The following is a 25985-nucleotide window of genomic DNA, read 5'->3' as shown; positions in this document are numbered from 1 at the left end:
TGCACGCCCCCGGCCGGTGCGGTGCCGCCGCTACCCTGCGCCGTATGAGCCGGACGAGCACGTCGTCGCTGCGCGTGGTCTCCGGGCCGCAGGACGCCGCACCCCTGAGGGCTGCCGCCACGGACCCGGACGTCGCCGCGGTGCTCGTGCACGACGGCGTCGACCTCGCCGACGGTGCGGCGCAGCGCCTGCTCGCCGAGCTCTCCCGACCGGGCCGCCGCGTCGTGCGGGTCGCGTGCGCACCGGCGCGCTGCGTCGCCCTCGACCGCGAGCTGCTCGCCGCCGCGCTCGTCGCCGTCCCCGTCGAGCAGCTCCTCGCGGCCGACGACGACCTCGACGCCCGTCTCGCGCAGGTGCTGGGCCTCGACCCCGACGCCCCGGTCACCGACGTCGCCGACCTCACGACCGGCGCCTGGCGGCACTGGGTCGACGGAGAGGCGGTCGGCGTGCGGGCCCATGGTGCGGCGACGCCGCAGTGGCAGGCGGCGGTGCGCCGGGCGCACTCCCCCGCGCGCCGGGCGAGGACCCGCGCCCGGCAGGTGCTCGGCGGCGTGCGCCGAGGTCTCTCCCGGCGCCGGGACCGGCGCTCTCAGGAGCGGTAGACCCAGCGGGCGACCCGGGCGCGCGCCCGCCGGTACTGCGGCGAGGACCCCGCGACGAGGTGCTCGACGGGCTCGTCGCCGAGCCGGTCGGGCAGGTCCTGGGTGAGGTGGAGCGTCGGCGCGTCGCGGCGCTGACGCGCCCCGTCGACGCTCACCGGGGTGCGCAGGTCGGGCAGCGCCGAGCGCCAGCGCGGCGGGCCGAGGCCCTCGCCGTCGCCGAGCCCGGCCGGGGCGGGAGCGCCGGCCGCCAGCGCGCCGAGCGCCTGCGCGGCCTCGGCCGCGCCGGTCGGGGCCGGCAGGGCGGCGCACGCCGCGGCGAGGTCCTCACGGGTGGCCGCCCGCAGGAGGCGGGTCACTCCCCCTTCGAGCGCGGTCGGGTCGTCCGTGCGGGCGACGAGGGCCGCACCGAGGTCCGCGGCCCCCTCGGCGCGACCGAGCTGGTCGTCGGCGCCGAGCGCCAGACCCGGTACGAGGAGTGTCGGCACCCGGGCGCCGAGGAGCTCGTGGACGGAGTTGTAGCCGGCCGCGCTCACCGCGGCGTCGAAGGCCGCGAGCGAGCGGGCGAGGGGGTAGGTGTCGCGCAGGAGCACGACGTCGGCCTCGTCGCCCAGGCCGTGGCGGGCCAGCGCCGGGCTCGTCACGGCGACCTGCCAGTCCGGCTGCTCGCGCCGCACGGTCGCCAGGGCCGCCCGGACCGGTGAGGCGACGTCCTCCAGCGCCCCGGTGCCGGGGGTGAGGAGCAGCGCGGGGCGGTCCGGGTCGAGCCCGAGGGCCTCGCGCGCCTGCGCGCGGTCGTGCAGGTGCAGCGCCGACGCGATCGAGATGGGGGCGATCCGCTGGGCGTCGTCGCGCTCACGGGTGAGCCCTCGGTCGCGGGCCGCCGCGACGTCACCGGGCTCGAGGACGTGGTCGAAGACCGAGGCGTGCGTCAGCCAGTCGGCGCCGACCCCGGCGCGCCACATCCCGCGCCGCATCCACACGAAGGGGGTCCCCGGCAGGGCCTCCCGCGCCTCGCGCAGCCCGCGGTACGGCACGACCCCGTCGAAGAGGACGAGGCGCGCCCCGGTCTCGGCGACGAGCGCCCGCAGCCGGTCCCGGAAGTACGGCTCCCACTGGTAGGGCGGGTAGCGTCGCCGCAGCGCAGCGGCCGGGCCCCGTCGGGGCAACCACCCGCTGCGCCGGCTCGGGCAGTACTCCGTGCGCAGGCCGGCGAGCTCGGGCAGGGCGCCCCGGGCCACGGCCGACGCGACCGTCGGCAGGGCGCCGGACAGGGACATGAGGACCGGGTCGAGGTCGGCGGGAGCGCTGGCCGCGACGGCGAGCTGCCGGGTGAGGTGCCCCATGCCCACGCCGTTGCTCGTGACGAGCAGGACGGGCAGGGGGTGCGGCATGGCGGTCATGCTAGACGCGGGGTGCGGGGCGGGAGCGGGCTGGCGGGTATGCTCGACGCGCCCCTGGCGCCGCCGGGGGCGCACCTGCACGTCCCGGCACCGGTCGGGTCCGCACTGACGAAGGAAACGACTGTGGCATTCGACGTCGCGATCATCGGGCTGGGCTATGTCGGCCTGCCCCTGGCGCAGGAGGCCTCGCGTGTCGGCCTCAAGGTCCTCGGCTTCGACGTCAACCAGGGCGTGGTCGACGCCCTGAACGCCGGGACGTCCCACGTCGACGACCTCACCGACGACCACATCTCCGAGATGATCGGCGCGGGCTTCGAGGCCACGACCGACGCGAGCAAGCTCGGCGAGGTCAAGACCCTCGTCATCTGCGTGCCCACCCCCCTCGCCGAGGACGGCGGCCCCGACCTCGGCCCCGTCAACGCCGCTGTCGCGACGATCGCCGAGCACCTCACCGCGGGCCAGACGGTCATCCTCGAGTCGACGACCTACCCGGGCACGACCGACGAGGTCGTCCGCCCCGTCCTCGAGGCCAAGGGCCTGACCGCCGGCACCGACTTCCACCTCGCCTTCTCGCCCGAGCGCATCGACCCGGGCAACGAGACCTTCGGCGCGAAGAACACCCCGAAGGTCGTCGGCGGCCACACCCCCGCCTGCGGCGACGCCGCCGAGGCCTTCTACGGCCAGTTCGTCGACACCGTCGTGCGTGCGAAGGGCACCCGCGAGGCCGAGACTGCCAAGCTGCTCGAGAACACCTACCGCCACATCAACATCGCCCTGGTCAACGAGATGGCGCGCTTCTGCCACGACCTCGGCATCGACCTGTGGGACGTCATCGACGCGGCGAAGACCAAGCCCTTCGGCTTCCAGGCCTTCTACCCCGGCCCGGGCGTCGGCGGTCACTGCATCCCGATCGACCCGAACTACCTCTCCTACAACGTCCGCGCGAAGCTGGGGTACCCCTTCCGCTTCGTCGAGCTGGCCCAGGAGATCAACTCGACGATGCCGGCCTACGTCGTGCAGCGTGCGCAGAACATCCTCAACGAGGACAGCAAGTCGCTGCGCGGCTCCTCGGTCCTGCTCCTCGGCGTGACCTACAAGCCCGACATCGCCGACCAGCGCGAGTCGCCCGCCGTGCCCCTGGCCCAGCAGCTCGTCGCGAAGGGCGCCACCGTGCGCTACCACGACGACAAGGTCGAGCAGTGGCGCGCGGTGCCGGACGCCGAGCGGGTCACCGACCTCGACGCGGCCGTCGGCGACGCCGACCTGACGATCCTCGTGCAGAACCACAAGGGCTACGACGTCGACGCCCTCGCGGCCAAGGCCAAGCGCTTCTTCGACACGCGCGGTGTCGCCACCGACGGCGAGCGGGTCGAGCGGCTGTGACGACGGGCCCGTCCCGGGCCCCCATCACCCCGGTGCCGAGCCTGAGCAGTGCCGAGGCGACGGCCCTCGCGCAGCGCCACGGGCTGACCGAGCTCGGCACCCGGCCCCCCTTCGGGCGCTACCTGCGTGACCTGTGGCGGCGCAGGGCCTTCTTGTGGACCCTGTCGTCGGCGCAGTCCTACGCGAAGAACCACGACAACCGGCTCGGCCAGCTGTGGAACCTGCTCAACCCGGCGCTGCTCATCGCGAGCTACTTCCTCATCTTCGGGGTGCTGCTCGGGACGACCGGCTCGGTGAGCAACAAGGTCGGCTTCCTCTCGATCGGCGTCGTGCTCTTCACCTTCACCTCGAGCGTCATCACCCGGGGCTCGAAGTCGGTCACGAGCAACCTCAACCTCGTGCGGGCGCTGCACTTCCCCCGCGCGGTGCTGCCGCTGTCGGTCGCGCTCACCGAGCTCATCGCCGCGCTGCCGGCCTTCGCGCTGCTCCTCGTCGTCATGGTCCTCACGGGCGAGACGCCGAGCGTGCGCTGGCTCCTGCTCGTGCCGGCGATCCTCCTGCAGGCCGGTGTCCTCGCCGGCTTCGCGCTCATCGGCTCACGGCTGGTCAACGCGAGCAAGGACATCGGCCAGCTCATCCCCGTCGTCGTGCGCCTGCTGCGCTACACCTCCGGGGTCTTCTTCCCCGTCGCGCAGTACGCCGACCGGCTGCCAGGGCTGTGGGGCGACGTGCTGGTCTACCAGCCCTTCGCACTGCCGCTCGAGGCCGCCCGCCAGGCCCTCATGCCGCCGGCCGACCACCCCTTCGACCTCACCGTGTGGTGGGCGCTCGCCGCGTGGGCGGTCGGGCTGCTCGCCGTCGGCATGGTCGTCTTCTGGATCGACGAGGCGCGCTATGGCCGAGGCTGAGCAGCGCCCGACCGTCGTCGTCGACGGGCTCGACATCGTCTACCGCGTCGTCGGCGGCAGCCGGCGCGCGTCGACGACGAGCGGGGACGGCGGCCTCGTCTCCCGGCTGCGGCGCCGCGGCGACCAGCCCGCGGTCGCCCGTGAGGTGCCCGCCGTCACCGACGTGAGCTTCGTGGCCCACCACGGCGAGTCGATCGGGATCATCGGGCGCAACGGCTCGGGCAAGTCGACCCTGCTGCGGGCCGTCGCCGGCCTCATCCCCCCGACGAAGGGGCGGATCTGGGTCGCCGGCGAGCCCTCGCTGCTCGGCGTCAACGCCGTCCTCATGAGCCAGCTGAGCGGCGAGCGCAACATCTACATCGGTGGCCAGGCGCTCGGTCTGAGCCGCGCGCAGATCCGCGAGCGCTTCGACGAGATCGTCGACTTCTCCGGCATCGGCGACGCGGTCTACCGTCCGATGCGCACGTACTCCTCCGGCATGGGTGCGCGCCTGCGCTTCGCCATCTCGACATCCGCCGCCCCCGACGTGCTGATGATCGACGAGGCGCTCGCGACCGGCGACGCCGACTTCCGCGAGCGCAGCGCCGAGCGGATCGCCTCGATCCGCGAGAGCGCCGGCACCGTCTTCCTCGTCTCGCACTCCAACGGCAGCATCCGCCAGATCTGCGACCGCGTGCTGTGGATGGACCAGGGCCGGCTCGTCATGGACGGCCCGACCGAGGAGGTCCTCGGCGCGTATGAGGAGACCCTGCCCAAGCGGCAGCGCCGTCGGGCGAAGGGGGAGGACCCCACCCCCTCCGAGCCGGACGTGCCGGGCGTCGAGCGCGTCGGCGGGCGCAACCGCGTCGAGACGGCCGCCCGCCTCAGCGCGCGCACCTACGACAGCGGCGTCGAGGGCGCCTTCGTCGTGCCGAGCCGCGGCGCCGCGATCATGCGTCAGGTCGTGCCGGCCGCCGCCCGGCTGGGCTGGCCCGTCCTCTTCTCGCACAAGGGCAACGCCCCGGGCTCGACCCGTGACGAGCTCTCGCGGCTGCAGCCCGCGCGGGTCGTCGTCGTCGGCGACGAGGACCAGCTGAGCAGCCAGGTCGTCGACCAGCTGCGCAAGATCGGGCCGACCGACCGGGTCGACGGCCGCACCTCGGCCGAGATCGGCCGCAGGGTGCTCGAGATCGCCCCGCCGCAACCGGGCGCGACGCTGCGGGTGCTGCGCGACGACCCGGGCTCGATGAGCACGTTGTACTCGGCCGAGGCGGCGCTCGACGGCCAGCCGCTGCTCGTCGTCGACGACGCCGGTCTCGACGACGAGACGCTCGCCGCGGTCGCGTCGTGGGCCCCGGCCCGCGTCGTCGTCGGCGGCGAGGAGGGCGTCCTGCCGGCGACGGACGTCGAGCGGCTGGGCGCGATCGCACCCGTCGAGCACGACGCCCGACGCGGGCCGATGCAGCAGCTCGTCGACCGCTCCGCCGCGACCGGCCGGACCGCGCCGGACGCGCTCCTCACGACCCTCGTCACCGCCACCGGCGAGGCCCTCGTCACCGTCCTCGCGGCCGCGCAGGCCGGACGCCCCGTCCTGTGGCTGCTCACCGACGAGGTGCCCCCGCCCGTGCTCGACGAGGTGCGCCGGCTGCGCCCGCGGTCGGTCGTCGTCGTCGGCGGCCCCGACCGGGTCGGCCACGGGGTGCGCCGCGAGCTCGGCGAGCTCGTCGGCGAGCAGTGAGCCCGGCCCAGACCTCCGGCGCGCCGCGACGCGCGCTCGTCGTCACCGTCGTCCACCACCCCTCGGACTCGCGGATCCGCCACCGCGAGGTCCGCGCCCTGCTCGACGCGGGCTGGCAGGTCACCTACGCCGCCCCCTTCGCCGGGTACGACGTCGCGCCGGACCCGGCCGAGGGGCTCGCCGTCGTCGACCTGCCCCGGGCGGCCGGGCGCCGGCGCCTGCGCGCCGCCGTCGCGGCCCGCCGGCTCGTGCGACGACTCGCCCCCGACCACGACGTGGTCGTCGTCCACGACCCCGAGCTCGTCCCGGCTCTCGCCGGTCTGGCCCGGGGCCGGCGCGTGTGGGACGTCCACGAGGACCCGGCGGCGGCCCTCGTCGTCAAGGAGTGGCTGCCGCGCCCCCTTCGCCCGGTCGTCGCGCGCGGATGGCGCCGCCTCGAGCGTCTCGTCGAGCGTCGGTGGCAGCTGCTGCTCGCCGAGCCGGGCTACCAGGAGCGCTTCGCGCGCACCCATCCCGTCGTGCCCAACGCCGCGAGCGTCCCCCCTCGGGTCGCCGCACCAGGTCGCGACCGGGTCGTCTACCTCGGCAACGTGACGATGGCGCGCGGTGCCGCCGAGATGGTCGAGGTCGGGCGCGCCCTGCGCGCGAGCGGCCCGCGGGCGCCGGTGCTGCACGTCATCGGCCCGGCCCGTGACGCCGCGACGCAGCACGCGCTGGACGAGGCCGCGGCGGCGGGCGACCTCGTGTGGCACGGCTTCGTACCTGCCGAGCAGGCCGGCGCCATGCTCGACGGCGCGCTCGCGGGGCTCTCGCTGCTCCACGACCTGCCGAACTACCGGCCGAGCACCCCGACGAAGGTCGTCGAGTACCTCGCGCACGGCGTGCCCGCGGTGACGACGCCGCTGCCGCTCGCCGTCGAGCTCGTCGAGGCCTGCGACGGGGGGGTCGTCGTCCCCTTCGGCGACGCGGCCGCCGCGGCGGGGGCCGTCCTCGCCCTGCACGCGGACCCCGAGCGGGCCGCGCAGATGGGCCGACGGGGCCACGCTCTCGCCCGTGAGCGCTACGACTGGGCCGTCCAGGCGCCCCTCTTCGTCGCGGCCGTCACGGCGGCGGCGCGGCCCGTGCGCGACGCGTAGGGGCGGGCCGGGCCGAGGCGCGGAATCGTCGCCGTCTCATGTAGCGTTAGGCCCACGACAGACACCACAGATCCGGGACCGCCCAGCCGCTCGTGAGCTCGCCTCATGGGAGGTCATGGCCGTCCCGCACTACGCATGAGGGGGTCACGCCATGGGGCGCGGCCGAGCGAAGGCCAAGCAGACCAAGGTCGCACGCGAGCTGAAGTACTACTCGCCTGACACCGACCTCCGGGCGCTTGAGCGGGAACTCCACACACAGACCGGTCACGACGAGCGGCGGTCCGTCGGCGACGACCGCACCTCGGATGACGACGACGGCTACGACGAGTGGGCCCCTCGCGACAGGTGATCTCAGCCGGGTGCGCCCCTAGGGGAGCATCCGGCGCCTGCGGGCCTCGGCGATCGCCGCAGCCCGGTGCCGCACCCCGAGCCTGCCGAAGGCGTGCGAGAGGTGCGACTTCACCGTCGACACGCTGACGTAGAGCCGACCGGCGATCTCCTGGTTGCTCAGCCCCTCACCGGCGAGCGCGAGGATCTCGACCTCCTTGGCGGTCAGCGGGCTGGCCTCGTGGCTCACGCGCTGCACGAGCGGTCCCGTGACGGGGACCATGCCCGTGTCGGTGTCGACCCTCGCGCCACCAGCGGCGGCGTGCACCGCGGCGACGACCTGGGTCGGCGCCGCGTCGGCGACGAGCGCTCCAGCGGCTCCCTGCTCGATGGCCTGCGGCACGAGCTCGTCCGTCGCCGTCGCCGCGAGGACGACGACCGGGGTCTCGCTGCGGTCGGAGACGGCGGCGAGCAGCTCGGGCATCCGGGGCGCCGTGCGGTCGCCGACGACGAGCAGGACGACGTCGGCGGACTCGCACCTCTCGACGAGCTCCGCGGCGCTCACGGCAGGCCGGGCCCGCAGGTCGCGCTCGGCCTCGAGCAGAGCCACCCACCCCGATCGCGAGGTGGGGTCGGCGTCCGCGACGAGGACCCGCAGCATCAGCCGTGCTCGCCGACGACCTGGACCGCTCCCCCGTCGACGCCCTTCGCGCCCTGGACCACCTCGACGCCGTCCTCGACCGGCGCCCCCTCGCGCTCGTGCACCTCGCCGAGCACCCAGGCCGGCAGGTCGCGCTCGGCGAGCCGGGCGATCGCCGCGTCGGCGTGCTCCGGCGGGACGACCGCCACGAAGCCGACGCCGAGGTTGAGCGTGCGCTCGAGGTCGGCGCGGGGCACCTGGCCCAGCGACCCGACGAGCGAGAAGATCGGCGGCGGGGTCCACGACGCCCGGTCGACGCGGGCGAGCGTGCCGGCCGGCAGCACCCGCGCGAGGTTGGCGGCCAGCCCGCCGCCGGTGACATGGCTGAGGCCGCGGACGTCGACGTCGGAGCGGATGAGGTCGAGCAGGTCGAGGGTGTAGATGCGGGTCGGCTCGAGCAGCTCCTCGCCGAGGGCGCGGCCGAGCTCGGGCACCTGGCGGTCGTAGGACCACCCCGCCTGGGCGAGGACGGCGCGCACGAGGGAGTAGCCGTTGGAGTGCAGGCCCGAGGAGGCCAGACCGAGGACGACGTCGCCGGGGCGCACGGTCTGCGGCCCGATGATCGCGTCGCGCTCGACGACGCCGGTCGCGGCGCCCGCGACGTCGTACTCGTCGGGCTCGAGCAGCCCGGGGTGCTCGGCGGTCTCGCCGCCGACGAGGGCGACCCCCGCGAGCTCGCACCCCTTCGCGATGCCGCTGACGATCGCCGCGACGCGCTCGGGGACGACGGAGCCGGTCGCGATGTAGTCGGTCATGAAGAGGGGCTCGGCGCCGCAGACGACGATGTCGTCGACGACCATGGCGACGAGGTCCTGGCCGATGGTGTCGTGCCGGTCCATCGCCTGGGCGACGGCGACCTTCGTGCCGACGCCGTCGGTGCTCGTCGCGAGGACCGGTGATCGCATCCCGACGAGGGCGGAGGCGTCGAACATGCCGGCGAAGCCGCCGAGCCCGCCGAGGACCTCCGGGCGTTGGGCCCGCCGGACCGACTCCTTCATCAGCTCGACGGCCTTGTCGCCCGCCTCGACGTCGACACCGGCGGAGGCATAGGTGATGGGCTCGCTCACGCGGCCAGGGTAGTGCGTCGGCGGCGTCGGGCCACCGCTGGTCCGGCCGGCAGGGGGTGACGTCGTCGGTGGTCGCCCCTACCGTGAGAGATGTGCAGCGGGCACGGGGAGCGCCCGCCGGTCGACGAAGGGGACGGGCATGGCCGAGCGAGACGACATCATCGAGAGCCTGGGGCGGCATCGCGGCTTCCTGCTCCAGACCGCCGAGGGGCTGAGCGAGGAGCAGGCGCGCACCGCGAGCACGGTGAGCGCGCTGACCATCGCGTCGCTGCTCAAGCACGTCGCCGACACCGAGGAGCAGTGGGTCGACTTCGCCCGACGAGGGGCGGACGCCTTCGGCGGGTCCGGGGTGTACGAGTCCGACGTCGACTGGGAGGCGGTGGCGGCGGAGGGCGCGAGCAACGACGGCGACTGGTCGGGCAGCGAGTGGGAGGACACCCGCTTCGTCCTGCGCGAGGGCGACACCCTCGCGCACCTGCGCAGCCGGGTCGAGCAGGTCGCGGCCGGCACCGAGGACTTCCTGCGCGAGGCCGACCTCGACCGCTCGAGCCCGCTGCCGCAGGCGCCGTGGTTCGAGCCCGGGGCCAGCTGGTCGGTGCGCCGGGTCGCCCTGCACCTCCTCGCCGAGATCAGCCAGCACGCGGGCCACGCCGACATCATCCGCGAGAGCATCGACGGCCAGCGGATGATGGGCTGACGTCCATCCCGGTGGATTTACATAGGTTATCTATGTAATAGTCGAGAGGTGACGACCTCCGACACCCTGCCCGACGAGCTCCTGCGGACCTCCGCCCGGCTGTCCCGCTGGGCCACCCGCGCGGCCGACCTCGGCATGCCCTCGGCCCAGGCGCGCGTCCTCGTCCTCGTCGACGAGATCGGTCCCGCGCGGGTCACCGCGCTCGCCGACGCCGACGAGAGCTCGCAGCCGTCGATGACGACGGCCGTCCAGCGCCTCGCGGGCCTCGGTCTCGTCGCACGCACCCCTGACCCCGCCGACGCGCGCGCCACCCTCGTGACGCTGACCGCCGCCGGCGCCGAGCGCATCGCCGGCATCCGCCGGTCGCGTGGCGCGGCGCTGGCCCCGGTCGTCGAGCGGGCCGCCGTCGACGAGACGAGGCTGCGCGACGCCGTCGCGGTCCTCGGCGAGCTCCTCGAGGCGACCCGGCCGGCGTCGGACCCTTCGTAGAGAGGACTCCTCACATGTGGCGTCAGCCCCGGACCGTCTGGTCCGTCGCCTTCGCGAGCGTCGTGGCCTTCATGGGCATCGGCCTCGTCGACCCCATCCTCAAGCCCATCGGTGACCAGCTCGGCGCGACCCCGTCGCAGGTCTCGCTGCTCTTCACGAGCTACATGGCCGTCATGGGCGTGGCCATGCTCGCCACCGGCTGGGTCTCCAGCCGGATCGGGCCCAAGCGCACGCTCATGCTCGGCCTCGCGATCATCATCGTCGGCGCCGGCCTGGCCGGCGCCCAGGACTCCATCGGGGGCATCGTCGGCTTCCGCGCCGTGTGGGGACTGGGCAACGCGCTCTTCGTCGCGACCGCGCTCGCGACGATCGTCCAGGCGGCGAAGGGGTCGGTCGGCCAGGCCATCGTCCTCTACGAGGCCGCCCTCGGCCTGGGCATCGCCGCCGGCCCGCTCATGGGCGGGGCCCTGGGCTCCGTCTCGTGGCGCTGGCCGTTCTTCGGCGTGAGCGCGCTCATGCTCGTCGCCCTCGTCGTGACGTGGGTGACCCTGCCCGACACCGAGCCGGCCGGCCCGCCCACCTCGCTCGGCGCCCCGCTGCGGGCCCTGCGCCACCGCGGCCTGCTGACCGTCGGCCTCACCGCCCTGCTCTACAACGTCGGCTTCTTCACCCTGCTCGCCTTCACCCCCTTCCCGCTCGACCTCTCCGAGCGTCAGGTCGGTCTCGTCTTCTTCGGGTGGGGGCTGCTGCTCGCGGTCTTCTCCGTCGTCGTCGCGCCCGTCGTCCAGCGCCGGGTCGGAGCGCTCGCCGGGATGGCCGGGGCGCTCGTCGCCTTCGCCGCGGTGCTCGCGGTCATGGGTGTGTGGACCGAGCACAAGCCGGTGCTCGTCGTCGGCACGATCGCCAGCGGCGCCCTGCTCGGCATCAACAACACGCTCATCACCGAGACGGTCATGAAGATCGCCCCGGTCGAGCGCAGCGTGGCCTCGGCCGCCTACAGCTTCGTGCGCTTCGCCGGCGGCGCGGTCGCGCCGTGGATGGCCGGCGTCCTCGGCGAGCGCTCGGCGCACCTGCCCTTCTGGGTCGGCGCGGTCGCCGTGCTCCTCGGGGTCGCGGTCCTGCTCACCGGCCGCACCCTCGTGCGGGCGATCGACGACCAGCCCGACCACGGCGCGGAGCCGGCCGGCTCCGAGGTCGAGGCGGCCGCGGTCACCGTGGGGACCTGACTCCCCCTTCGCCCTTCGCCCCACCGAGCTACCACGCAGTACTGGTCGTCATCACGACCAGTACTGCGTGGTAGCTCGCGTCGGAGGTGGAGCGGTCGGGGCGGGAGACCGTGCCGAGGGGCGAAGGGGTCAGCCCCGGGTCGCGCGCTCGACGTCGAGCGTGCCGACCTCGGTGACGTCGGCGTGCTCGTCGATGCCGAGCTGGAGCTCGAGGACGCCCTTGCCGAGACGCTCGCTCGACGGCAGCTCGATGGGGTAGACGCCGGAGAAGCACGCGGTGCACAGCGCCTCGCGGGGCTGCTCGGTCGCGGCGATCATGCCGTCCTCGCTGATGTAGCCCAGGCTGTCGGCGCCGAGCGAGGTGCAGATCTCGGCGGTGCCGAGGCCGGTGGCGATGAGCTCGGCCCGGGTCGCGAAGTCGATGCCGAAGAAGCAGGGCCAGCGCACGGGCGGGCTCGAGATGCGCACGTGGACCTCGGCGGCCCCGGCCTCGCGCAGCATGCGCACGAGGGCGCGCTGGGTGTTGCCGCGCACGATCGAGTCGTCGACGACGACGAGACGCTTGCCCTTGATGACGTCCTTGAGCGGGTTGAGCTTGAGCCGGATGCCGAGCTGTCGGATCGTCTGGCTGGGCTGGATGAAGGTCCGGCCGACGTAGGCGTTCTTCACCAGGCCCTGGCCGTAGGGGATGCCCGACTCCTGCGCGTAGCCGATGGCCGCCGGGGTGCCGGACTCCGGCGTGGGGATGACGAGATCGGCCTCGACGGCGTGCTCGCGGGCGAGCGCCCGGCCCATCTCGACCCGCGCCTCGTGGACCGCGCGACCGTTGATCGTCGTGTCCGGGCGGGCGAGGTAGACGTACTCGAAGACGCAGCCCTTCGGCTCGGCCTTCGCGAAGCGGTGGCTGCGCAGGCCGTCCTCGTCGATGGCGATGAGCTCGCCGGGCTCGACCTCGCGGACCATCGAGGCGCCGACGATGTCCAGCGCCGCGGTCTCGGAGGCGACGACCCAGCCCCGCTCGAGGCGCCCGATGACGAGCGGGCGCAGGCCCTGCGGGTCGCGGGCGGCGTAGAGGGTGTGCTCGTCCATGAAGACGAAGCAGAAGGCGCCCTTGCAGCGCGGCAGCACGTCGAGCGCCGCGGCCTCGAGGGTGCGGTCGGGGTTGTCCGAGAGCAGCGCGGTGACGAGCGCGGTGTCGGTGGTGTTGCCGTAGCGCAGCTCACCGCTGGGCGTCGCGTCGCGCCACGTGCCGTCCTCGGCGGGACGACCACGCTCGGAGAGGCGGGCGTCGACGAGGTCGCGCAGCTCGGCGGAGTTGACGAGGTTGCCGTTGTGGGCGAGCGCCACGGTCCCGTCGTCATGACCGCCGAGGGTGGGCTGGGCGTTCTCCCACGTCGAGCCGCCGGTCGTCGAGTAGCGGCAGTGGCCGACCGCGAGGTGGCCCCGCAGGGCACCGAGGGCCCGCTCGTCGAAGACCTGGCTCACCAGGCCCATGTCCTTGTAGACGAGGATCGAGCGGCCGTCGGAGGTCGCGATGCCCGCCGACTCCTGGCCGCGGTGCTGGAGGGCGTAGAGCCCGTAGTACGTGAGCTTGGCGACCTCCTCGCCGGGTGCCCACACCCCGAAGACGCCGCAGGCGTCCTGCGGCCCCTTCTCCCCGGGCATGAGGTCGTGCGACAGCTGTCCGTCTCCGCGAGCCACGTGCCTCATTCTCCCACAGCGGGCGTGCTGCCCAGGTCTCTACCGGCGGTCGCGGCCCATGACGAGCGCGAGCACGACGGCGGCGACGAGCGCCCCGATGCACGCGCCGAGCATGCCCATGAATCCGACGGCCGTCGTCGCCGAGTACGACTGCCGGGTCGCCTCGTTGACGTTGTCGCTCGTCATCGCGTAGGCGCCGAGCAGCGCGAAGCCGATGATCGCCCCGGTGCCGATCCAGCGCCACACCATCGGGGCCCCGCGCCGCCGACGGCGGCGCACGCGCGCCGGCAGGGGCTGCTCCTCCCCCGTCACGACGGGGGTCTCACCGGTCTGGTCATCAGGTCTCACCCCTCCATGGTCTCACCGCGGGCAGTAGCGTCGCCTGCGACCACCTGAGCAGGAGTGACGATGAGCGGACGACGCACGGCCGACGTGCCCGAGATGAAGCTGCCGACCTCGACCCGGCCCGACCCGGCAGAGGTGCCGGGGCTGCGGTGGGGGGTGCTCGGCGCGGGCTGGATCGCCAGCGAGATGGTGCACGCGATCGAGGTCGGCGAGCACGGCAGCACCCAGCAGCAGGTCGTGGCCGTGGGCTCGCGCGACCTCGGGCGGGCGCAGGCCTTCGTCGACGAGCACTGCGGCGCCCACGTGAGCGAGCACGGCCCGGTGCGCGCCCACGGGTCGTACGCCGATCTCGTCACCGACCCCGACGTCGACGTCGTCTACGTGGCGACCCCGCACAGCGAGCACCTCGAGCACGCGCTGCTCGCCGTGCGCGCCGGCAAGCACGTGCTCGTCGAGAAGGCTTTCACCGCCGACGCCGCCCAGGCCCGCGAGCTCGTCGCGGCGATCCGCGAGGCCGGGGTCTTCGCGATGGAGGCGATGTGGAGCCGCTTCCTGCCGCACTACGACGTCGTCCGCCAGGTGCTCGACCTCGGGCTGCTCGGCGAGCTGTCCACCGTGCTCGCCGACCACGGCCAGCGGCTGTGGCCCGACGGGCCACGGCGTCTCGCGGACCCGGCCCTGGCCGGCGGCTCGCTGCTCGACCTCGGCATCTACCCGCTGTCCTTCGCCTCGATGGTCCTCGGCGGGATCGACCGGGTGGCCGCCGCCGGGACCCTCACCGACGAAGGGGTCGACGCCCGCGTCGCGATGTCGGTCCGCGGCCCGAGCGGCGCGGTCGGGTCGCTGTCGTGCGACATGTCGACGCGCACGCCGACGACGGCGGTCGTCGCCGGCCGGTGGGCCCGCCTCGAGCTCGACGGCGAGTTCTACGGGCCGACGACGATGCGCCTCGTCGGCAGCGACGACGTCGTGCTCGACGAGATGACCGGCGACCCGGTCGAGATGCACCGCGGGCTGCGCCACGAGACCTGCGAGGTCGCCCTTCGCGTCCACGCGGGAGAGACCGAGTCGCCGCTCATGCCCCTCGACGAGTCCGTCGCCCTCATGGAGCACATGGACTCGATCCGCTCCCAGCTCGCCTGACTCCCCCTTCGCGTAGGGGGAGGTGGGCGGAGAGGTCGGTGCGGTTGCCGCTCGTGCGCAGGGCCCCGGCCGACTGGGCGTCGGCCCAGGCCGTCTCGCCCGTGGCCAGGCGCAACCAGGTCACGGCGTCGGTCTCGACGACCGCCGGGGGCGTGCCGCGGGTGTGGACCGGGCCTTCGACGCACTGCACGGCGCCGAAGGGAGGGACCCGCACCTCGACGGAGCGGCCCGGGGCTGCCTCGGAGAGCATGGTGAGGGTCCAGCGCACCGCCGTCCCCGTCGTCGCGCGGTCGGGGCTCTCCGTCGCGGCCCACCGGGCCAGGGCGGCGCGGCCGTCCTCGTCGCTGATCCGTCGTGGCATGGCGACATCCTCGCCCACACCTAGGGTGAGGGCGTGAGCGAGGTCGAGCTGGTCCATGACGAGCACGGTGGTATGAGCGTCGTCGTCGGCGGTCAGCCGCAGTCCTACGTCTCGCTCGACGACCCCGAGGGCCTGGTCTTCGAGTACGTGCAGCACCTCGCCGCCGTGATCGACGCCCTCCTGCCCGCGTCGACCCACCCGCGGGTCGCGATCACCCACGTCGGCGGCGCCGGCCTGAGCCTGCCGCGCTGGGTCCACGCCACCCGCCCGGGCTCGCCCCAGGTCGTCCTCGAGCCGGACACCGCCCTCACCGAGCTCGTGCGCCGCGAGCTGCCGCTGCCCCGAGGGCACCGGATCCGGGTGCGCCCGCAGCGAGGACGCGAAGGGGTGGCCGCCCTCGCCGACGCGAGCGCGGACGTCGTCGTCGTCGACGCCTTCGCCGACGGGGCCGTGCCCGCCGACCTCGTCACCCAGGAGTTCTTCGCCGACGTCGCGCGAGTGCTGCGACCCGGCGGCGTCGTGCTCATGAACTGCCCGGACGACCCGGGGCTGCGCTACCTCGTGCGGGCCGCCGCCGGGATGCGCGAGGGGGTCGGCCCGGTCGCGCTCGTCGCGCTGCGTGACGTGCTCAAGGGCCGCCGCTACGGCAACGCCGTGCTCGTGGCCTCCCCCGACGGGGTCGACGCCGACGCGATCACCCGCCAGCTGCGCCGCTGGCCCTTCCCCTCGGGGGTGATGACGCCGGGCGAGCTGCTCGCCCGCGCCGGCGGGGCCCGACCGATCCACGACGGCGAGGACGTGCCGCCGCCCACCGCGCCGGACCCCGGCGCGTGGCGCGTGCGCTGACCGCCGCCCCGCCCCTCCCCCCTTCGCCCTCCCCCCTTCGCCGAGGTATGGCAATCGGCCCTGCGCGGCCATCTCAGCCGACCGATCCCCATACCTCGGCGAAGGGGTGGTGCGCGCGCCACTCCGGAGGTGCCCTAGGGTTCAGGTAAGCCTTACCTAACCGAAGGACTCACCTCATGCGCATGTCCCGCCTCGCCGCCCCCGCCGCGGTCACCCTCGCCCTCACCCTCGCCGCCTGCGGCTCCGACACCTCGAGCTCGACCGACGCGGCCTCCGGGTCCGGCTCGGCCAGCAGCGAGTGGGAGCCGGTGACCGTCGAGCACGCCTTCGGCTCGACGACGATCGAGGAGAAGCCCGAGCGCGTCGCCACGGTCGACTTCGCCAACCAGGAGGTGCCGCTCGCGCTCGGCATCGTGCCCGTCGGCATGTCGAAGATGACGTGGGGCGACGACGACGGCGACGGCGTCCAGCCGTGGACGGCGGAGAAGCTCGAGGAGCTCGGCGCCGAGACGCCCGTGCTCTTCGACGAGACCGACGGCATCGACTTCGAGGCCGTGTCCTCCACCGAGCCCGACGTCATCCTCGCGGGCTACTCGGGCCTGTCGAAGGAGGACTACGAGACGCTGTCGAAGATCGCCCCCGTCGTCGCCTACCCGGACGCCCCGTGGGCGACCCCGTGGCGCGACTCGATCGTCCAGAACGCCAAGGGCCTGGGCATGGAGGCGGAGGGCGAGGAGCTCGTCGCCGACCTCGAGGGCCAGATCGAGGAGACGCTGGCCGAGCACCCGGACCTCGAGGGCACGACGGCGATGTTCATGACCCACGTCGACACGTCCGACCTCAGCGAGATCAACTTCTACAGCGCCGCCGACACCCGCTCGCAGTACGTCGAGGACCTCGGCATGGAGATCGCGCCGAGCGTCGTCAAGGCCAGCGGGAAGAGCAAGGACTTCTCCGGCTCGATGAGCGCCGAGCGGGCCGACGAGCTCGCCGACGTCGACGTCATCATCACCTACGGCGGCGACGAGCTCATCAGCGCGCTGGAGGGCGACCCCGTGCTCTCGAAGCTCCCGGCCGTGAAGAACAAGGCGATCGTCAACCTCGACGGCACGAAGCCGATCGGCACCGCCGCCAACCCGACGGCGCTGTCGCTGCCGGCACTCATCGGCGACTACGTCACCCTGCTCGACGACGCCGCCGCGTACACGACGAAGTGACCCACGCGTGACCCAGGCCGAGACCGCGGCCGCCACGTCGCCCGCCGAGAGCGCTGCACCTCTGCAGCGCTCTCGGCGGGTCCGTGCCGCCTGGCTGGCCGTCACCGCCGTCGTCTTCCTCGCGCTGTGCGCCCTGTCGGTCGTGCTCGGCTCGCGCGGCGTCGGCTGGTCCGACGTCGTCGCCGGGGCGACCGGCTCGACCGACACGTACGCCCAGGCGGCCGTCGCCAAGCGGGTGCCGCGCACCGCGCTCGCCGCCCTCGCCGGCGCGGCCCTGGCCGTCTCGGGCCTCGTCCTGCAGGGCATCACGCGCAACCCCATCGCCGACCCGGGCATCCTCGGCGTCAACACCGGCGCCTCCCTCGCCGTCGTCACCGGCATCGCGTGGTTCGGCCTGGCGTCGGCGACGAGCTACATCTGGGTCGCGATCCTCGGGGCCGCCATCAGCTCGGCCTTCGTGTGGGGCGTCGGCTCCTCCGGGCGCGGCGGCGCCACGCCGCTCAAGCTCACCCTCGCCGGCGCGGCGACCACCGTCGCCCTCACGTCCTTCGTCACCGCCGTCGTCCTGCCCCGCCCCGACATCTCCGAGAACGTCGTCTCGTGGCAGATCGGCGGGGTCGGCGGCGCGACCGCGGACAAGCTGTGGCAGATGCTGCCCTTCCTCGCCGTCGGCGCGCTCCTGTGCGCGTGGAAGGCCCGGGGTCTGAACATGCTCGGCCTCGGCGACGACATGGCGGCCGGCCTCGGCGAGGACGTGCACCGCACCCGTCTCGTCGCCGCCCTCGGCGCCGTCGTCCTCGCCGCGGCGACGACCGCGATCGCCGGGCCCATCGCCTTCGTCGGGCTCGTCGTCCCGCACTTCTGCCGGCTACTCGTCGGCGTCGACCACCGGTGGCTGCTCCCCTTCGCCGCGCTCGGCGGTGCCTGCCTGCTCCTCGTCGCCGACGTCCTCGGCCGGGTCGTCGCGCCACCCTCGGAGGTCGACGTCGGCATCATCACCGCCCTCGTCGGCGCCCCCGTCTTCATCTCCGTCGTCCGCCAGCGCCGGGTGCGTGAGCTGTGAGCGCCCCGGCCACCGCCCCGGACCAGGTCTCGCGCCCGGCACCGAGCGAGCGCACCGTGCACCTCATGCGCACCGGGCGCCGGCAGCGACGCGTCCGCCGCGCAGCCGTCGTCACCGCGCTCGCGGTCCTCGTGCTCCTCGCCCTCGTCCTCAGCCTCTGCCTGGGCCAGACGACCTACAGCCCGGGCGAGGTCCTGCGGGTCGTCCTCGGCGAGAGCGTCCCCGGCGCGAGCTTCGTCGTCGGCGAGCTGCGGCTGCCCCGCGCCTGCCTCGCCGTGGTCGTCGGGCTGAGCTTCGGGCTGGCCGGGTCGGCCTTCCAGACCCTGCTGCGCAACCCCCTCGCCAGTCCGGACATCATCGGGGTCACCGAGGGCGCGAGCGCCGCGGCCGCCATCGCCATCGTGTCCTTCGGGCTCAGCGGGCTCACCGTCTCGGGCCTGGCCGTCGGCGCCGGTCTCGCCGTCGCGCTGACGATGTACCTCGTCGCCTACCGCCGGGGCACTGCCGCCGGCACCCGGCTCATCCTCGTCGGCATCGGGATCGCGGCGATGATGCAGAGCGTCATCGCCTGGCAGCTCGAGCGGGCCACCAACACCCAGATCCTCCAGGCGCTGCGCTGGCTCACCGGCTCGCTCAACGGCGCGCGGTGGCAGGAGGTCGTGCCGGTCACCGCGGCCCTGCTCGTCCTGGGCACCGTCGTGCTCCTCCAGGCGCGCAGGCTCGAGATCTCGCACCTCGGCGACGACGCGGCGAGCGCCCTCGGCGTGCGGGTCGAGCGGCTGCGCCTGCTCACCGTCGTCGCAGCGGTGGGGCTCGTCTGCGTCGCGACCGCTGCGGCCGGGCCGATCGCCTTCCTCGCCTTCCTCTCCGGGCCGATCGCGGCCCGCGTGGTCGGCCCGCACGGCTCGGTCCTCGTGCCGGCCGCTCTCGTCGGCGCCCTGCTGACACTCGTCGCCGACTTCGCGGGCCAGCACGCCTTCGGCACCCGCCTGCCCGTCGGCGTCGTCACCGGCATCCTCGGCGCCCCGTACCTGCTCTACCTCATCGTCCGGATCAACCGAGTCGGAGGCACGTCATGAGCCCTGCACCTCAGCCCCGCCTGGTCGTCGAGGACCTCACCGTCGGCTACCCGGGTGCGCCCGCCGTCATCACCGGGCTCGACCTCGCCGTGCCCACCGGGGCGATGACGGCGATCGTCGGGCCGAACGCCTGCGGCAAGTCGACGCTGCTGCGCTCGATGTCGCGCCTCCTCGGGCCCCGCGCGGGGCACGTGCTGCTCGACGGCCGCGAGGTGCACCGCACCCCGGCCAAGCAGCTCGCCCGCGAGCTGGGCCTGCTGCCGCAGTCGCCCATCGCCCCCGAGGGCATCACCGTCGGCGACCTCGTCTCGCGCGGTCGCCACCCGCACCAGCGCGCCCTGGCCCGCTGGAGCGCCGAGGACGAGCGGGCCGTCGGCCACGCCCTCGAGGCGACCGGCACCGTCGAGCTCGTCGACCGGGCCGTCGACGAGCTGTCGGGCGGGCAGCGCCAGCGGGTGTGGATCGCCATGGCCCTCGCGCAGGAGACCGGCGTGCTGCTCCTCGACGAGCCGACGACCTTCCTCGACGTCAGCCATCAGGTCGAGGTCCTCGACCTGCTCACCGACCTCAACCGCAGCCGCGGCACGACGGTCGTCATGGTCCTGCACGACCTCAACCTCGCCGCCCGCTACGCCGACCACCTCGTCGCGCTGCGCGAGGGCGGGCTGCACGCGTGCGGCGAGCCCGGCGAGATCCTCACCCCCGGGCTCGTCGAGGCCGTCTTCGGCATCGAGAGCTCGGTCATCGTCGACCCCGTCTCGGGCAAGCCCCTCATGATCCCCATCGGCCGTCATCACGCGGCCCGGGGCGAAGGGGGTCAGCCGGCGGCGAGCAGGTCGGCGGCCACCGCCGGTACCTGAGCCATGTCGGTGACGACGGCGTCGGCCTCGGCGAACCACACGTGCGGGGTCATGTCGGACTCGTAGCCGACCACCCGCATCCCGGCCGCCCGGCCGGCGGCGACGCCGGCGAGGCTGTCCTCGACGACGACGCACCGGGCGGGGTCGTGCCCCATGGAGCGAGCGGCGAGGAGGAAGACGTCGGGCTCGGGCTTGCCGCGCTCGACCTCCTCGCTGCTGAAGCGGGCGGACGGCGGCAGCAGCCCGGCGAGCCCGGTCGCCTCGAGCTTGTACTCGAGCGCCTGGCGCATCGACCCCGATGCGACGCACACCTCGAGACCGCCCGCGACGCAGGCCTCGAGCGCGTGCCGGGCGCCGGGGATGATCTCGAGCTCAGCGTGGCTCGCGCGGAACTCCGCCCGGAAACGGCGCTCCCAGGCGGGGTCGAGGTCACGCCCGACGAGCTCGGTGAGGCGCACCCGGTTGTCGGCGTAGGCCTTGCCGACGAAGGTGTGCACGACGTCCTCGTCGGTGAGGTCGAGACCGAGGTCGGTCGTCATCCGGCGCCAGGTGCGCACGTTGAGGCGCTCGGAGTCGACGAGCACCCCGTCGCAGTCGAAGATCACCAGACCGGCGGGCCCGTGAGGCTCAGACATCGGGTGCTCAGGCATCGCGGACTCAGGCATCGGCGGGCTCCGGGGCGGCCGGCAGGGCGTGGAGGGCCTCGACGAGCGGGGCGAGCTCGGGACGCCCCGACGCCGTGGCCAGCGTCTCGGACAGGACCCGGTCGTGGGTGGGCAGGGCCTCGCGCAGCGCGTCGCGGCCCGCCGCGGTGAGCTCGGTGTAGATGCCGCGGCGGTCGTCGGCGCACAGGACGCGGGTCAGCAGACCGCGGTCCTCGAGCCGGGTCACGAGCCGGGTGGTCGCGCTGCTCGACAGGGCGGCGGCCCGGGCGAGCTGCTGCATCCTCATGTGCCACCCGTCCTGGCGGTCGAGCGCGTCGAGGACGGTGAGCTCGACGACGGAGATGCCGTGCTCGCGCTGCAGCTCGCGCTCCATCGCGGTCTCGACGAGCCCATGGAGCGCCGCGAGCGTGCGCCACCCCCGAGCCCGGATCTCCACGGCGTCATCAGCGATACCCATGGTGCCGAGTTTATCAGCGACTTGCAGTAGTCAGCGCGTGCAACTACCTTCGTCCGCGTGGAAACTACTTGCACACGCTCACTACCTGCTCACGACACCGCGCCCGAGGTGCCGGCCCGACGCATCCCTGCGGGGCTCGTCGCCCTCGCGGTCGGCGGCTTCGGCATCGGCCTCACGGAGTTCGTCATCGCGGGCCTGCTGCCGCAGGTGGCCGCGGACTTCGCCGTCGACGAGGCGACCGCCGGCTGGCTCATCTCCGGCTACGCACTGGCCGTGGCCGTCGGGGCGCTGGGGCTCACCGCCGCGGTGACCCGGCTGCCGCGCCGCCAGGTGCTCCTCGCCCTCATGGTCCTCTTCGTCGCGGGCAACGCCCTGTCGGCGCTCGCCGACACGTACGCCGTCATGCTCGCCGGTCGCGTCCTCGCGGCGCTGTGCCACGGCGCCTTCTTCGGCATCGGCTCGGTCGTCGCCGCCTCCCTCGTGCCGCCGCAGCGTCAGGCCGGCGCGATCGCCGTGATGTTCACCGGTCTCACCGCGGCGAACGTCCTCGGCGTCCCCTTCGGCACCCTGCTCGGCCAGCAGCTCGGCTGGCGCTCGACCTTCTGGGCGATCACCGTCATCGGCGTCGTCGCCCTCGCGTCGATCGCGCTCCTCGTGCCGAAGGGGGCCGGCGAGGAGGAGGGGACGACCTCCCTTCGCCGAGAGCTCACCGCCTTCGGGTCTCCTCAGGTCTGGCTCTCCCTGCTCGTCACCGTGCTCGGCTTCGGCGGGATGTTCGGCGCCTTCACCTACATCGCGTACACGCTCACCGGCGTCACCGGCTTCGCCGCGACGACCGTGCCGTGGCTCCTCGTGCTCTTCGGCGTCGGGCTGCTCGCCGGCAACGCGCTCGGCGGGCGCGCCGCGCAGGTCTCGGTGCCGCGCACCCTCGTCGTCACCCTCGGGATGCTCGCCGTCGTCATGACCGGCTTCGCGCTCACCGCGTCGTCGCAGGTGCTCACGGTCGTCTCGCTCGTGCTCATGGGCGGCTTCGGCTTCGCCACCGTGCCGCCGCTGCAGATGCGCGTCATGAGCCACGCCGGGCAGGCGCGCACCCTCGCCTCCGGGGCGAACATCGCGGCCTTCAACGTCGGCAACGCGATCGGCGCGTGGATCGGCGGCACGACCATCGCGGCGGGGCTGGGCTACACCTCGCCGATCTGGGTCGGCGCGGGCATGGCCGCGCTCGCCCTGCTCGTCGTCGTCGTGGCTGAGCGGCTCGCGTCGTCGCGCACCCCGGGACGCACGACGGCCGCCTGACCCGTGGGTCAGACGGCCGGTCGTGCGGGTGTCAGGACGCGAAGTACGAGCGCATCGTCGCCGTGTGCGCCAGGCGCATCGCGTCGACCTCGAGCTCGAGGGCTCCCTTGACCTTGAGGGTCGACCCGCCGGTCGTGCCGATCCGCGCGACGGGCACCCCGTGCTCCGCCGCGAGGTTGACCACGGTCGCGAGCGACTGCTCGTCGGCGACGGTGACGACCGCGCGGGCGACCGACTCGGAGAGCAGCGCGGTCGTCAGGTCGACCCCGTCGCGCTCGCACACGGGGGTGAGGTCGAGGCTCGCGCCGACGCCGTGCCGCAGCGCGGACTCGGCGAGGGTGATCGCCAGACCGCCGTCGGAGACGTCGTGCGAGCTCGTGAGCACACCGGCGCGCACCGCGGCGACGAAGAAGTCGGCGAGCGCCTTCTCCGCGGCGAGGTCGACCTGCGGCGGCACGCCACCGAGGTGGCCGTGCAGGGCGTGCGCCCACTCGCCGCCGTCGAGCTCGTCGCGGGTGCGACCGAGGGCGAGGACGACCTGGCCGTCGTGCGCGAAGCCGACGCCGACCCCCTTCGCCACGTCCTCGATGACGCCGAGGACGCCGACGACGGGCGTCGGGTGGATCGCGACGTCGCCGGTCTGGTTGTAGAAGGAGACGTTGCCGCCGGTCACGGGGATGCCGAGCTCGAGGCAGGCGTCGAAGAGGCCGGCGACCGCGCGCTCGAACTGCCACATGACCGCGGGGTCCTCCGGCGAGCCGAAGTTGAGGCAGTCGGTGACGGCCAGCGGCAGCGCACCGGTCGTCGCGACGTTGCGATAGCTCTCCGAGAGCGCGAGCTGCGCGCCGGCGTACGGGTCGAGCCGGCCGAAGCGGCCGTTGCAGTCCGTCGAGACCGCGACCCCGAGCCCGGTGCGCTCGTCGATGCGCACGAGACCGGCGTCGGCGGGCATGGCCTGACGCGTGTTGCCGAGGACGTAGCGGTCGTACTGGTCGGTAACCCACGACTTGTCGCACAGGTTCGGCGAGGCGAGCAGGTCGAGGACGACCTGGCCGAGCTCGTCGGTGCCGGGGCGCGGCAGCGAGGCGCTCGTGTCGGCCTGGACGGCGTCGAGCCACTGCGGCCGGGCCATCGGACGGTCGTAGACGGGGCCGTCGTGGGCGACGGAGCGCGGCGGCACATCGACGATCGTCTCGCCGTGCCACGTGATGACGAGCCGGCCGGTGCCGGTGACCTCGCCGAGGACCGTGGCCTCGACGTCCCACCGGTCGGTGATCGCCATGAAGGCGTCGACCTGGTCGGGCGCGACGACGGCCATCATCCGCTCCTGGCTCTCGGACATGAGGATCTCCTCGGCCCGCAGCGTGGAGTCGCGAAGGGGGACCCGGTCGAGCTCGACACTCATCCCGCCGTCGCCCGCCGAGGCGAGCTCGGAGGTCGCGCAGGACAGGCCTGCCCCGCCGAGGTCCTGGATGCCCTCGACGACACCGGCCCGGTAGAGCTCGAGGCAGCACTCGATGAGGACCTTCTCGGCGAAGGGGTCGCCGACCTGGACGGCGGGGCGCTTCGTCGGTCCCCCTTCGTCGAAGGTCTCCGACGCGAGGACCGAGACGCCGCCGATGCCGTCGCCGCCGGTCTTCGCCCCGAAGAGGACGACCTTGTTGCCGGCGCCGGATGCCTTGGCGAGGTGCAGGTCCTCGTGGCGCAGCGTGCCGACGCACAGGGCGTTGACGAGAGGGTTGCCCTGGTAGCACTCGTCGAAGACGATCTCGCCGCCGACGTTGGGCAGGCCGAGGGAGTTGCCGTAGCCGCCGATGCCCTTGACGACGCCGGGCAGGACCCGGGCGGTGTCGGGGTGGTCGATGGCGCCGAAGCGCAGCGGGTCCATGACGGCGACCGGGCGGGCGCCCATCGCCATGATGTCGCGGACGATGCCGCCGACGCCGGTCGCGGCGCCCTGGTAGGGCTCGACGTAGCTCGGGTGGTTGTGCGACTCGACCTTGAAGGTCACCGCCCAGCCCTGGCCGACGTCGATGACGCCGGCGTTCTCGCCGATGCCGGCGAGGGTCTCGCCGAGCGGCGTCGTCTGCGGCAGGTCGCCGAAGCGGCGCAGGTGGACCTTGCTCGACTTGTACGAGCAGTGCTCGGACCACATGACCGAGTACATCGCGAGCTCGGCGATCGTCGGGCGGCGGCCGAGGATCTCGCGGATCCGGGCGTACTCGTCCTCCTTGAGACCGAGGTCGGCCCAGGGCTGGTCGAGGTCGGGGGTCTGCCCGGCGTGGGCGACGGTGTCGAGCGTGCTCACGCGGAGACCATCTCCTGCAGGACGGAGGTGAAGAAGCGCCGGCCGTCCAGGCTCGGGCCGTAGCCCTCCTCGACGCAGTGCTCGGGGTGGGGCATGAGGCCGACGACGTTGCCGCGCGCGTTGGAGATGCCGGCGATGTCGCGGTAGCTGCCGTTGGGGTTGGCGCCGAGGTAGCGGAAGACGACGCGGCCCTCGCCCTCGAGCCGGTCGAGGGTGTCGGCGTCGGCGACGAACTGGCCGTCCTGGTTCTTCAGGACGATGGTGATCTCCTCGCCGTCCTCGAAGTCGCCGGTCCACGCGGTGCTCGTCGACTCGACGCGCAGACGCTGGTCGCGGCACACGAAGGTGCGGTGGTCGTTCTGGATCATCGCGCCGGGCAGGAGGTGCGACTCGCACAGGATCTGGAAGCCGTTGCAGATGCCGAGAACCGGCATGCCCGCCTCGGCACCGCGCACGACCTCGGTCATGACGGGCGCGAAGCGGGAGATGGCACCGGCGCGCAGGTAGTCGCCGTAGGAGAAGCCGCCGGGGATGACGACGGCGTCGACGCCGCGCAGGTCGGCGTCACGGTGCCAGAGGGCGACGGCCTCGCCGCCGCACAGGTCGACCGCGCGCCGGGCGTCGTGGTCGTCGAGCGAGCCGGGGAAGGTGACGACGCCGATCTTCACCGGACGCCCTCGCCGGTGAGCGGGGCCTGCTCGGGCTCGTCGTGGACGAGCTCGTGGACGTCGACGACGTCCTCGATGACAGGGTTGGAGAGCAGGGTCTCGGCGGCCTCACGGGCGCGGGCGAGGTGCTCGGGCGTGACCTCGCCGTCGACGGACAGCACGAAGCGCTTGCCCTGCCGCACGTCGGTGAAGTCCGTGAGCCCCAGGCGCGGGAGCGCGCCGCGGACCGCTTGGCCCTGGGGGTCGAGGATCTCTGGCTTGAGCATGACGTCGACGACGATGCGTCCCACTGGGGCTCCTGTGGAGAGGGTTCGGGGGGCC

27 protein-coding genes are annotated in these 25985 nt (G+C 73.9%); 16 read left to right on the top strand and 11 right to left on the bottom strand.

Annotated features, from left to right (window positions below):
* Nucleotides 1-44: 44 nt before the first annotated feature.
* Nucleotides 45-602 (top strand): hypothetical protein, encoded by a 558-nt coding sequence (locus ABIB53_RS12480; protein WP_354588392.1) that lies wholly within the window; start codon nucleotides 45-47, stop codon nucleotides 600-602.
* Here the strand turns inward: ABIB53_RS12480 and ABIB53_RS12475 are convergent.
* Nucleotides 590-1993: a UDP-N-acetylglucosamine--LPS N-acetylglucosamine transferase gene (locus tag ABIB53_RS12475; RefSeq protein ID WP_354588391.1), complete on the bottom strand. Its 1404-nt coding sequence runs from the start codon at nucleotides 1991-1993 to the stop codon at nucleotides 590-592. The genes ABIB53_RS12480 and ABIB53_RS12475 overlap by 13 nt on opposite strands.
* A 132-nt stretch (nucleotides 1994-2125) precedes the next feature.
* Here ABIB53_RS12475 and ABIB53_RS12470 point away from each other — a divergent pair, with 132 nt between their 5' ends.
* From ABIB53_RS12470 to ABIB53_RS12450, 5 genes are all read left to right on the top strand, one after another.
* A complete protein-coding gene (locus ABIB53_RS12470) occupies nucleotides 2126-3385 on the top strand; it encodes a nucleotide sugar dehydrogenase (protein WP_252976158.1) in 1260 nt (419 codons plus the stop codon).
* A 32-nt stretch (nucleotides 3386-3417) separates the two neighbouring features.
* On the top strand, nucleotides 3418-4293 hold the full coding sequence (locus ABIB53_RS12465) for an ABC transporter permease (RefSeq protein WP_354588390.1): 876 nt from the start codon (nucleotides 3418-3420) through the stop codon (nucleotides 4291-4293).
* A complete protein-coding gene (locus ABIB53_RS12460) occupies nucleotides 4280-6010 on the top strand; it encodes an ATP-binding cassette domain-containing protein (protein ID WP_354588389.1) in 1731 nt (576 codons plus the stop codon). Before ABIB53_RS12465 ends, ABIB53_RS12460 begins: the two co-directional genes overlap by 14 nt.
* On the top strand, nucleotides 6007-7146 hold the full coding sequence (locus tag ABIB53_RS12455; RefSeq protein WP_354588388.1) for a glycosyltransferase family 4 protein: 1140 nt from the start codon (nucleotides 6007-6009) through the stop codon (nucleotides 7144-7146). The genes ABIB53_RS12460 and ABIB53_RS12455 overlap by 4 nt, the downstream gene beginning before the upstream one ends.
* A gap of 151 nt (nucleotides 7147-7297) precedes the next feature.
* Nucleotides 7298-7495: a DUF3073 domain-containing protein gene (locus ABIB53_RS12450; RefSeq protein WP_123093739.1), complete on the top strand. Its 198-nt coding sequence runs from the start codon at nucleotides 7298-7300 to the stop codon at nucleotides 7493-7495.
* Nucleotides 7496-7513: 18 nt separating this feature from the next.
* On the opposite strand, the gene ABIB53_RS12445 is transcribed toward ABIB53_RS12450, so the two are convergent.
* Together ABIB53_RS12445 and purM are read right to left on the bottom strand one after the other, a co-directional pair.
* Nucleotides 7514-8134, bottom strand: coding sequence for a helix-turn-helix transcriptional regulator (locus ABIB53_RS12445; RefSeq protein WP_191681057.1), 621 nt, complete (start codon nucleotides 8132-8134; stop codon nucleotides 7514-7516).
* Complete coding sequence (gene purM / locus ABIB53_RS12440) at nucleotides 8134-9240, bottom strand: phosphoribosylformylglycinamidine cyclo-ligase (RefSeq protein WP_201467846.1); 1107 nt, start codon at nucleotides 9238-9240, stop codon at nucleotides 8134-8136. Before purM ends, ABIB53_RS12445 begins: the two co-directional genes overlap by 1 nt.
* 139 nt (nucleotides 9241-9379) lie before the next feature.
* On the opposite strand from purM, the gene ABIB53_RS12435 reads away from it, so the two are divergent.
* Genes ABIB53_RS12435 through ABIB53_RS12425 form a run of 3 tightly spaced genes read left to right on the top strand, consistent with a single transcriptional unit; the run spans nucleotide 9380 to nucleotide 11652 of the window.
* Nucleotides 9380-9937 (top strand): DinB family protein, encoded by a 558-nt coding sequence (locus tag ABIB53_RS12435; protein WP_354588387.1) that lies wholly within the window; start codon nucleotides 9380-9382, stop codon nucleotides 9935-9937.
* Between the two features lie 48 nt (nucleotides 9938-9985).
* On the top strand, nucleotides 9986-10426 hold the full coding sequence (locus ABIB53_RS12430) for a MarR family winged helix-turn-helix transcriptional regulator (RefSeq protein ID WP_354588386.1): 441 nt from the start codon (nucleotides 9986-9988) through the stop codon (nucleotides 10424-10426).
* A 14-nt stretch (nucleotides 10427-10440) separates the two neighbouring features.
* Nucleotides 10441-11652 carry an MFS transporter gene (locus ABIB53_RS12425; RefSeq protein WP_354588385.1) on the top strand — a complete coding sequence of 404 codons (1212 nt, stop codon included), beginning with the start codon at nucleotides 10441-10443 and terminating at the stop codon, nucleotides 11650-11652.
* 129 nt (nucleotides 11653-11781) lie between these two features.
* On the opposite strand, the gene purF is transcribed toward ABIB53_RS12425, so the two are convergent.
* Nucleotides 11782-13353, bottom strand: a complete 1572-nt coding sequence (gene purF, locus ABIB53_RS12420) for an amidophosphoribosyltransferase (protein ID WP_123093744.1) — start codon at nucleotides 13351-13353, stop codon at nucleotides 11782-11784.
* A gap of 39 nt (nucleotides 13354-13392) precedes the next feature.
* Nucleotides 13393-13701, bottom strand: a complete 309-nt coding sequence (locus tag ABIB53_RS12415) for a hypothetical protein (RefSeq protein ID WP_157089958.1) — start codon at nucleotides 13699-13701, stop codon at nucleotides 13393-13395.
* 60 nt (nucleotides 13702-13761) lie between these two features.
* Here ABIB53_RS12415 and ABIB53_RS12410 point away from each other — a divergent pair, with 60 nt between their 5' ends.
* Nucleotides 13762-14841 (top strand): Gfo/Idh/MocA family protein, encoded by a 1080-nt coding sequence (locus ABIB53_RS12410; protein ID WP_354588384.1) that lies wholly within the window; start codon nucleotides 13762-13764, stop codon nucleotides 14839-14841.
* On the opposite strand, the gene ABIB53_RS12405 is transcribed toward ABIB53_RS12410, so the two are convergent.
* Nucleotides 14801-15202, bottom strand: a complete 402-nt coding sequence (locus tag ABIB53_RS12405; RefSeq protein ID WP_354588383.1) for a sterol carrier family protein — start codon at nucleotides 15200-15202, stop codon at nucleotides 14801-14803. The genes ABIB53_RS12410 and ABIB53_RS12405 overlap by 41 nt on opposite strands.
* A gap of 33 nt (nucleotides 15203-15235) precedes the next feature.
* On the opposite strand from ABIB53_RS12405, the gene ABIB53_RS12400 reads away from it, so the two are divergent.
* The 5 genes from ABIB53_RS12400 to ABIB53_RS12380 all read left to right on the top strand — a co-directional run bounded on the left by ABIB53_RS12400 (nucleotide 15236) and on the right by ABIB53_RS12380 (nucleotide 20267).
* On the top strand, nucleotides 15236-16048 hold the full coding sequence (locus ABIB53_RS12400) for a spermidine synthase (protein WP_354588382.1): 813 nt from the start codon (nucleotides 15236-15238) through the stop codon (nucleotides 16046-16048).
* Between the two features lie 176 nt (nucleotides 16049-16224).
* Entirely contained in the window at nucleotides 16225-17265 is a 1041-nt protein-coding gene (locus ABIB53_RS12395; RefSeq protein ID WP_201467853.1) for an iron-siderophore ABC transporter substrate-binding protein, read from the top strand.
* Between the two features lie 7 nt (nucleotides 17266-17272).
* Nucleotides 17273-18328 (top strand): FecCD family ABC transporter permease, encoded by a 1056-nt coding sequence (locus tag ABIB53_RS12390; protein ID WP_354588381.1) that lies wholly within the window; start codon nucleotides 17273-17275, stop codon nucleotides 18326-18328.
* Nucleotides 18325-19407 carry a FecCD family ABC transporter permease gene (locus ABIB53_RS12385; RefSeq protein ID WP_354588380.1) on the top strand — a complete coding sequence of 361 codons (1083 nt, stop codon included), beginning with the start codon at nucleotides 18325-18327 and terminating at the stop codon, nucleotides 19405-19407. The genes ABIB53_RS12390 and ABIB53_RS12385 overlap by 4 nt, the downstream gene beginning before the upstream one ends.
* A complete protein-coding gene (locus ABIB53_RS12380) occupies nucleotides 19404-20267 on the top strand; it encodes an ABC transporter ATP-binding protein (RefSeq protein WP_354588379.1) in 864 nt (287 codons plus the stop codon). The genes ABIB53_RS12385 and ABIB53_RS12380 overlap by 4 nt, the downstream gene beginning before the upstream one ends.
* Here ABIB53_RS12380 and ABIB53_RS12375 read toward each other — a convergent pair.
* Entirely contained in the window at nucleotides 20225-20902 is a 678-nt protein-coding gene (locus tag ABIB53_RS12375) for an HAD family hydrolase (RefSeq protein WP_354588378.1), read from the bottom strand. The two genes, ABIB53_RS12380 and ABIB53_RS12375, sit on opposite strands and share 43 nt — an antisense overlap.
* Before the next feature lie 22 nt (nucleotides 20903-20924).
* Entirely contained in the window at nucleotides 20925-21389 is a 465-nt protein-coding gene (locus tag ABIB53_RS12370; RefSeq protein ID WP_123093751.1) for a MarR family winged helix-turn-helix transcriptional regulator, read from the bottom strand.
* Nucleotides 21390-21512: 123 nt separating this feature from the next.
* Here ABIB53_RS12370 and ABIB53_RS12365 point away from each other — a divergent pair, with 123 nt between their 5' ends.
* Nucleotides 21513-22688: an MFS transporter gene (locus ABIB53_RS12365; RefSeq protein WP_354588469.1), complete on the top strand. Its 1176-nt coding sequence runs from the start codon at nucleotides 21513-21515 to the stop codon at nucleotides 22686-22688.
* Nucleotides 22689-22719: 31 nt separating this feature from the next.
* On the opposite strand, the gene purL is transcribed toward ABIB53_RS12365, so the two are convergent.
* Genes purL through purS form a run of 3 tightly spaced genes read right to left on the bottom strand, consistent with a single transcriptional unit; the run spans nucleotide 22720 to nucleotide 25954 of the window.
* Nucleotides 22720-24996, bottom strand: a complete 2277-nt coding sequence (purL, locus tag ABIB53_RS12360; RefSeq protein ID WP_354588377.1) for a phosphoribosylformylglycinamidine synthase subunit PurL — start codon at nucleotides 24994-24996, stop codon at nucleotides 22720-22722.
* Complete coding sequence (gene purQ / locus ABIB53_RS12355) at nucleotides 24993-25664, bottom strand: phosphoribosylformylglycinamidine synthase subunit PurQ (protein WP_191564764.1); 672 nt, start codon at nucleotides 25662-25664, stop codon at nucleotides 24993-24995. The genes purL and purQ overlap by 4 nt, the downstream gene beginning before the upstream one ends.
* Nucleotides 25661-25954, bottom strand: a complete 294-nt coding sequence (purS, locus tag ABIB53_RS12350; RefSeq protein WP_354588376.1) for a phosphoribosylformylglycinamidine synthase subunit PurS — start codon at nucleotides 25952-25954, stop codon at nucleotides 25661-25663. Before purS ends, purQ begins: the two co-directional genes overlap by 4 nt.
* Nucleotides 25955-25985: the final 31 nt, after the last annotated feature.

The sequence above is a fragment of the Janibacter sp. UYMM211 genome, assembly GCF_040547045.1.
Classification (GTDB): domain Bacteria; phylum Actinomycetota; class Actinomycetes; order Actinomycetales; family Dermatophilaceae; genus Marihabitans; species Marihabitans melonis.
This window is presented reverse-complemented; position numbering and strand designations above follow the sequence as displayed.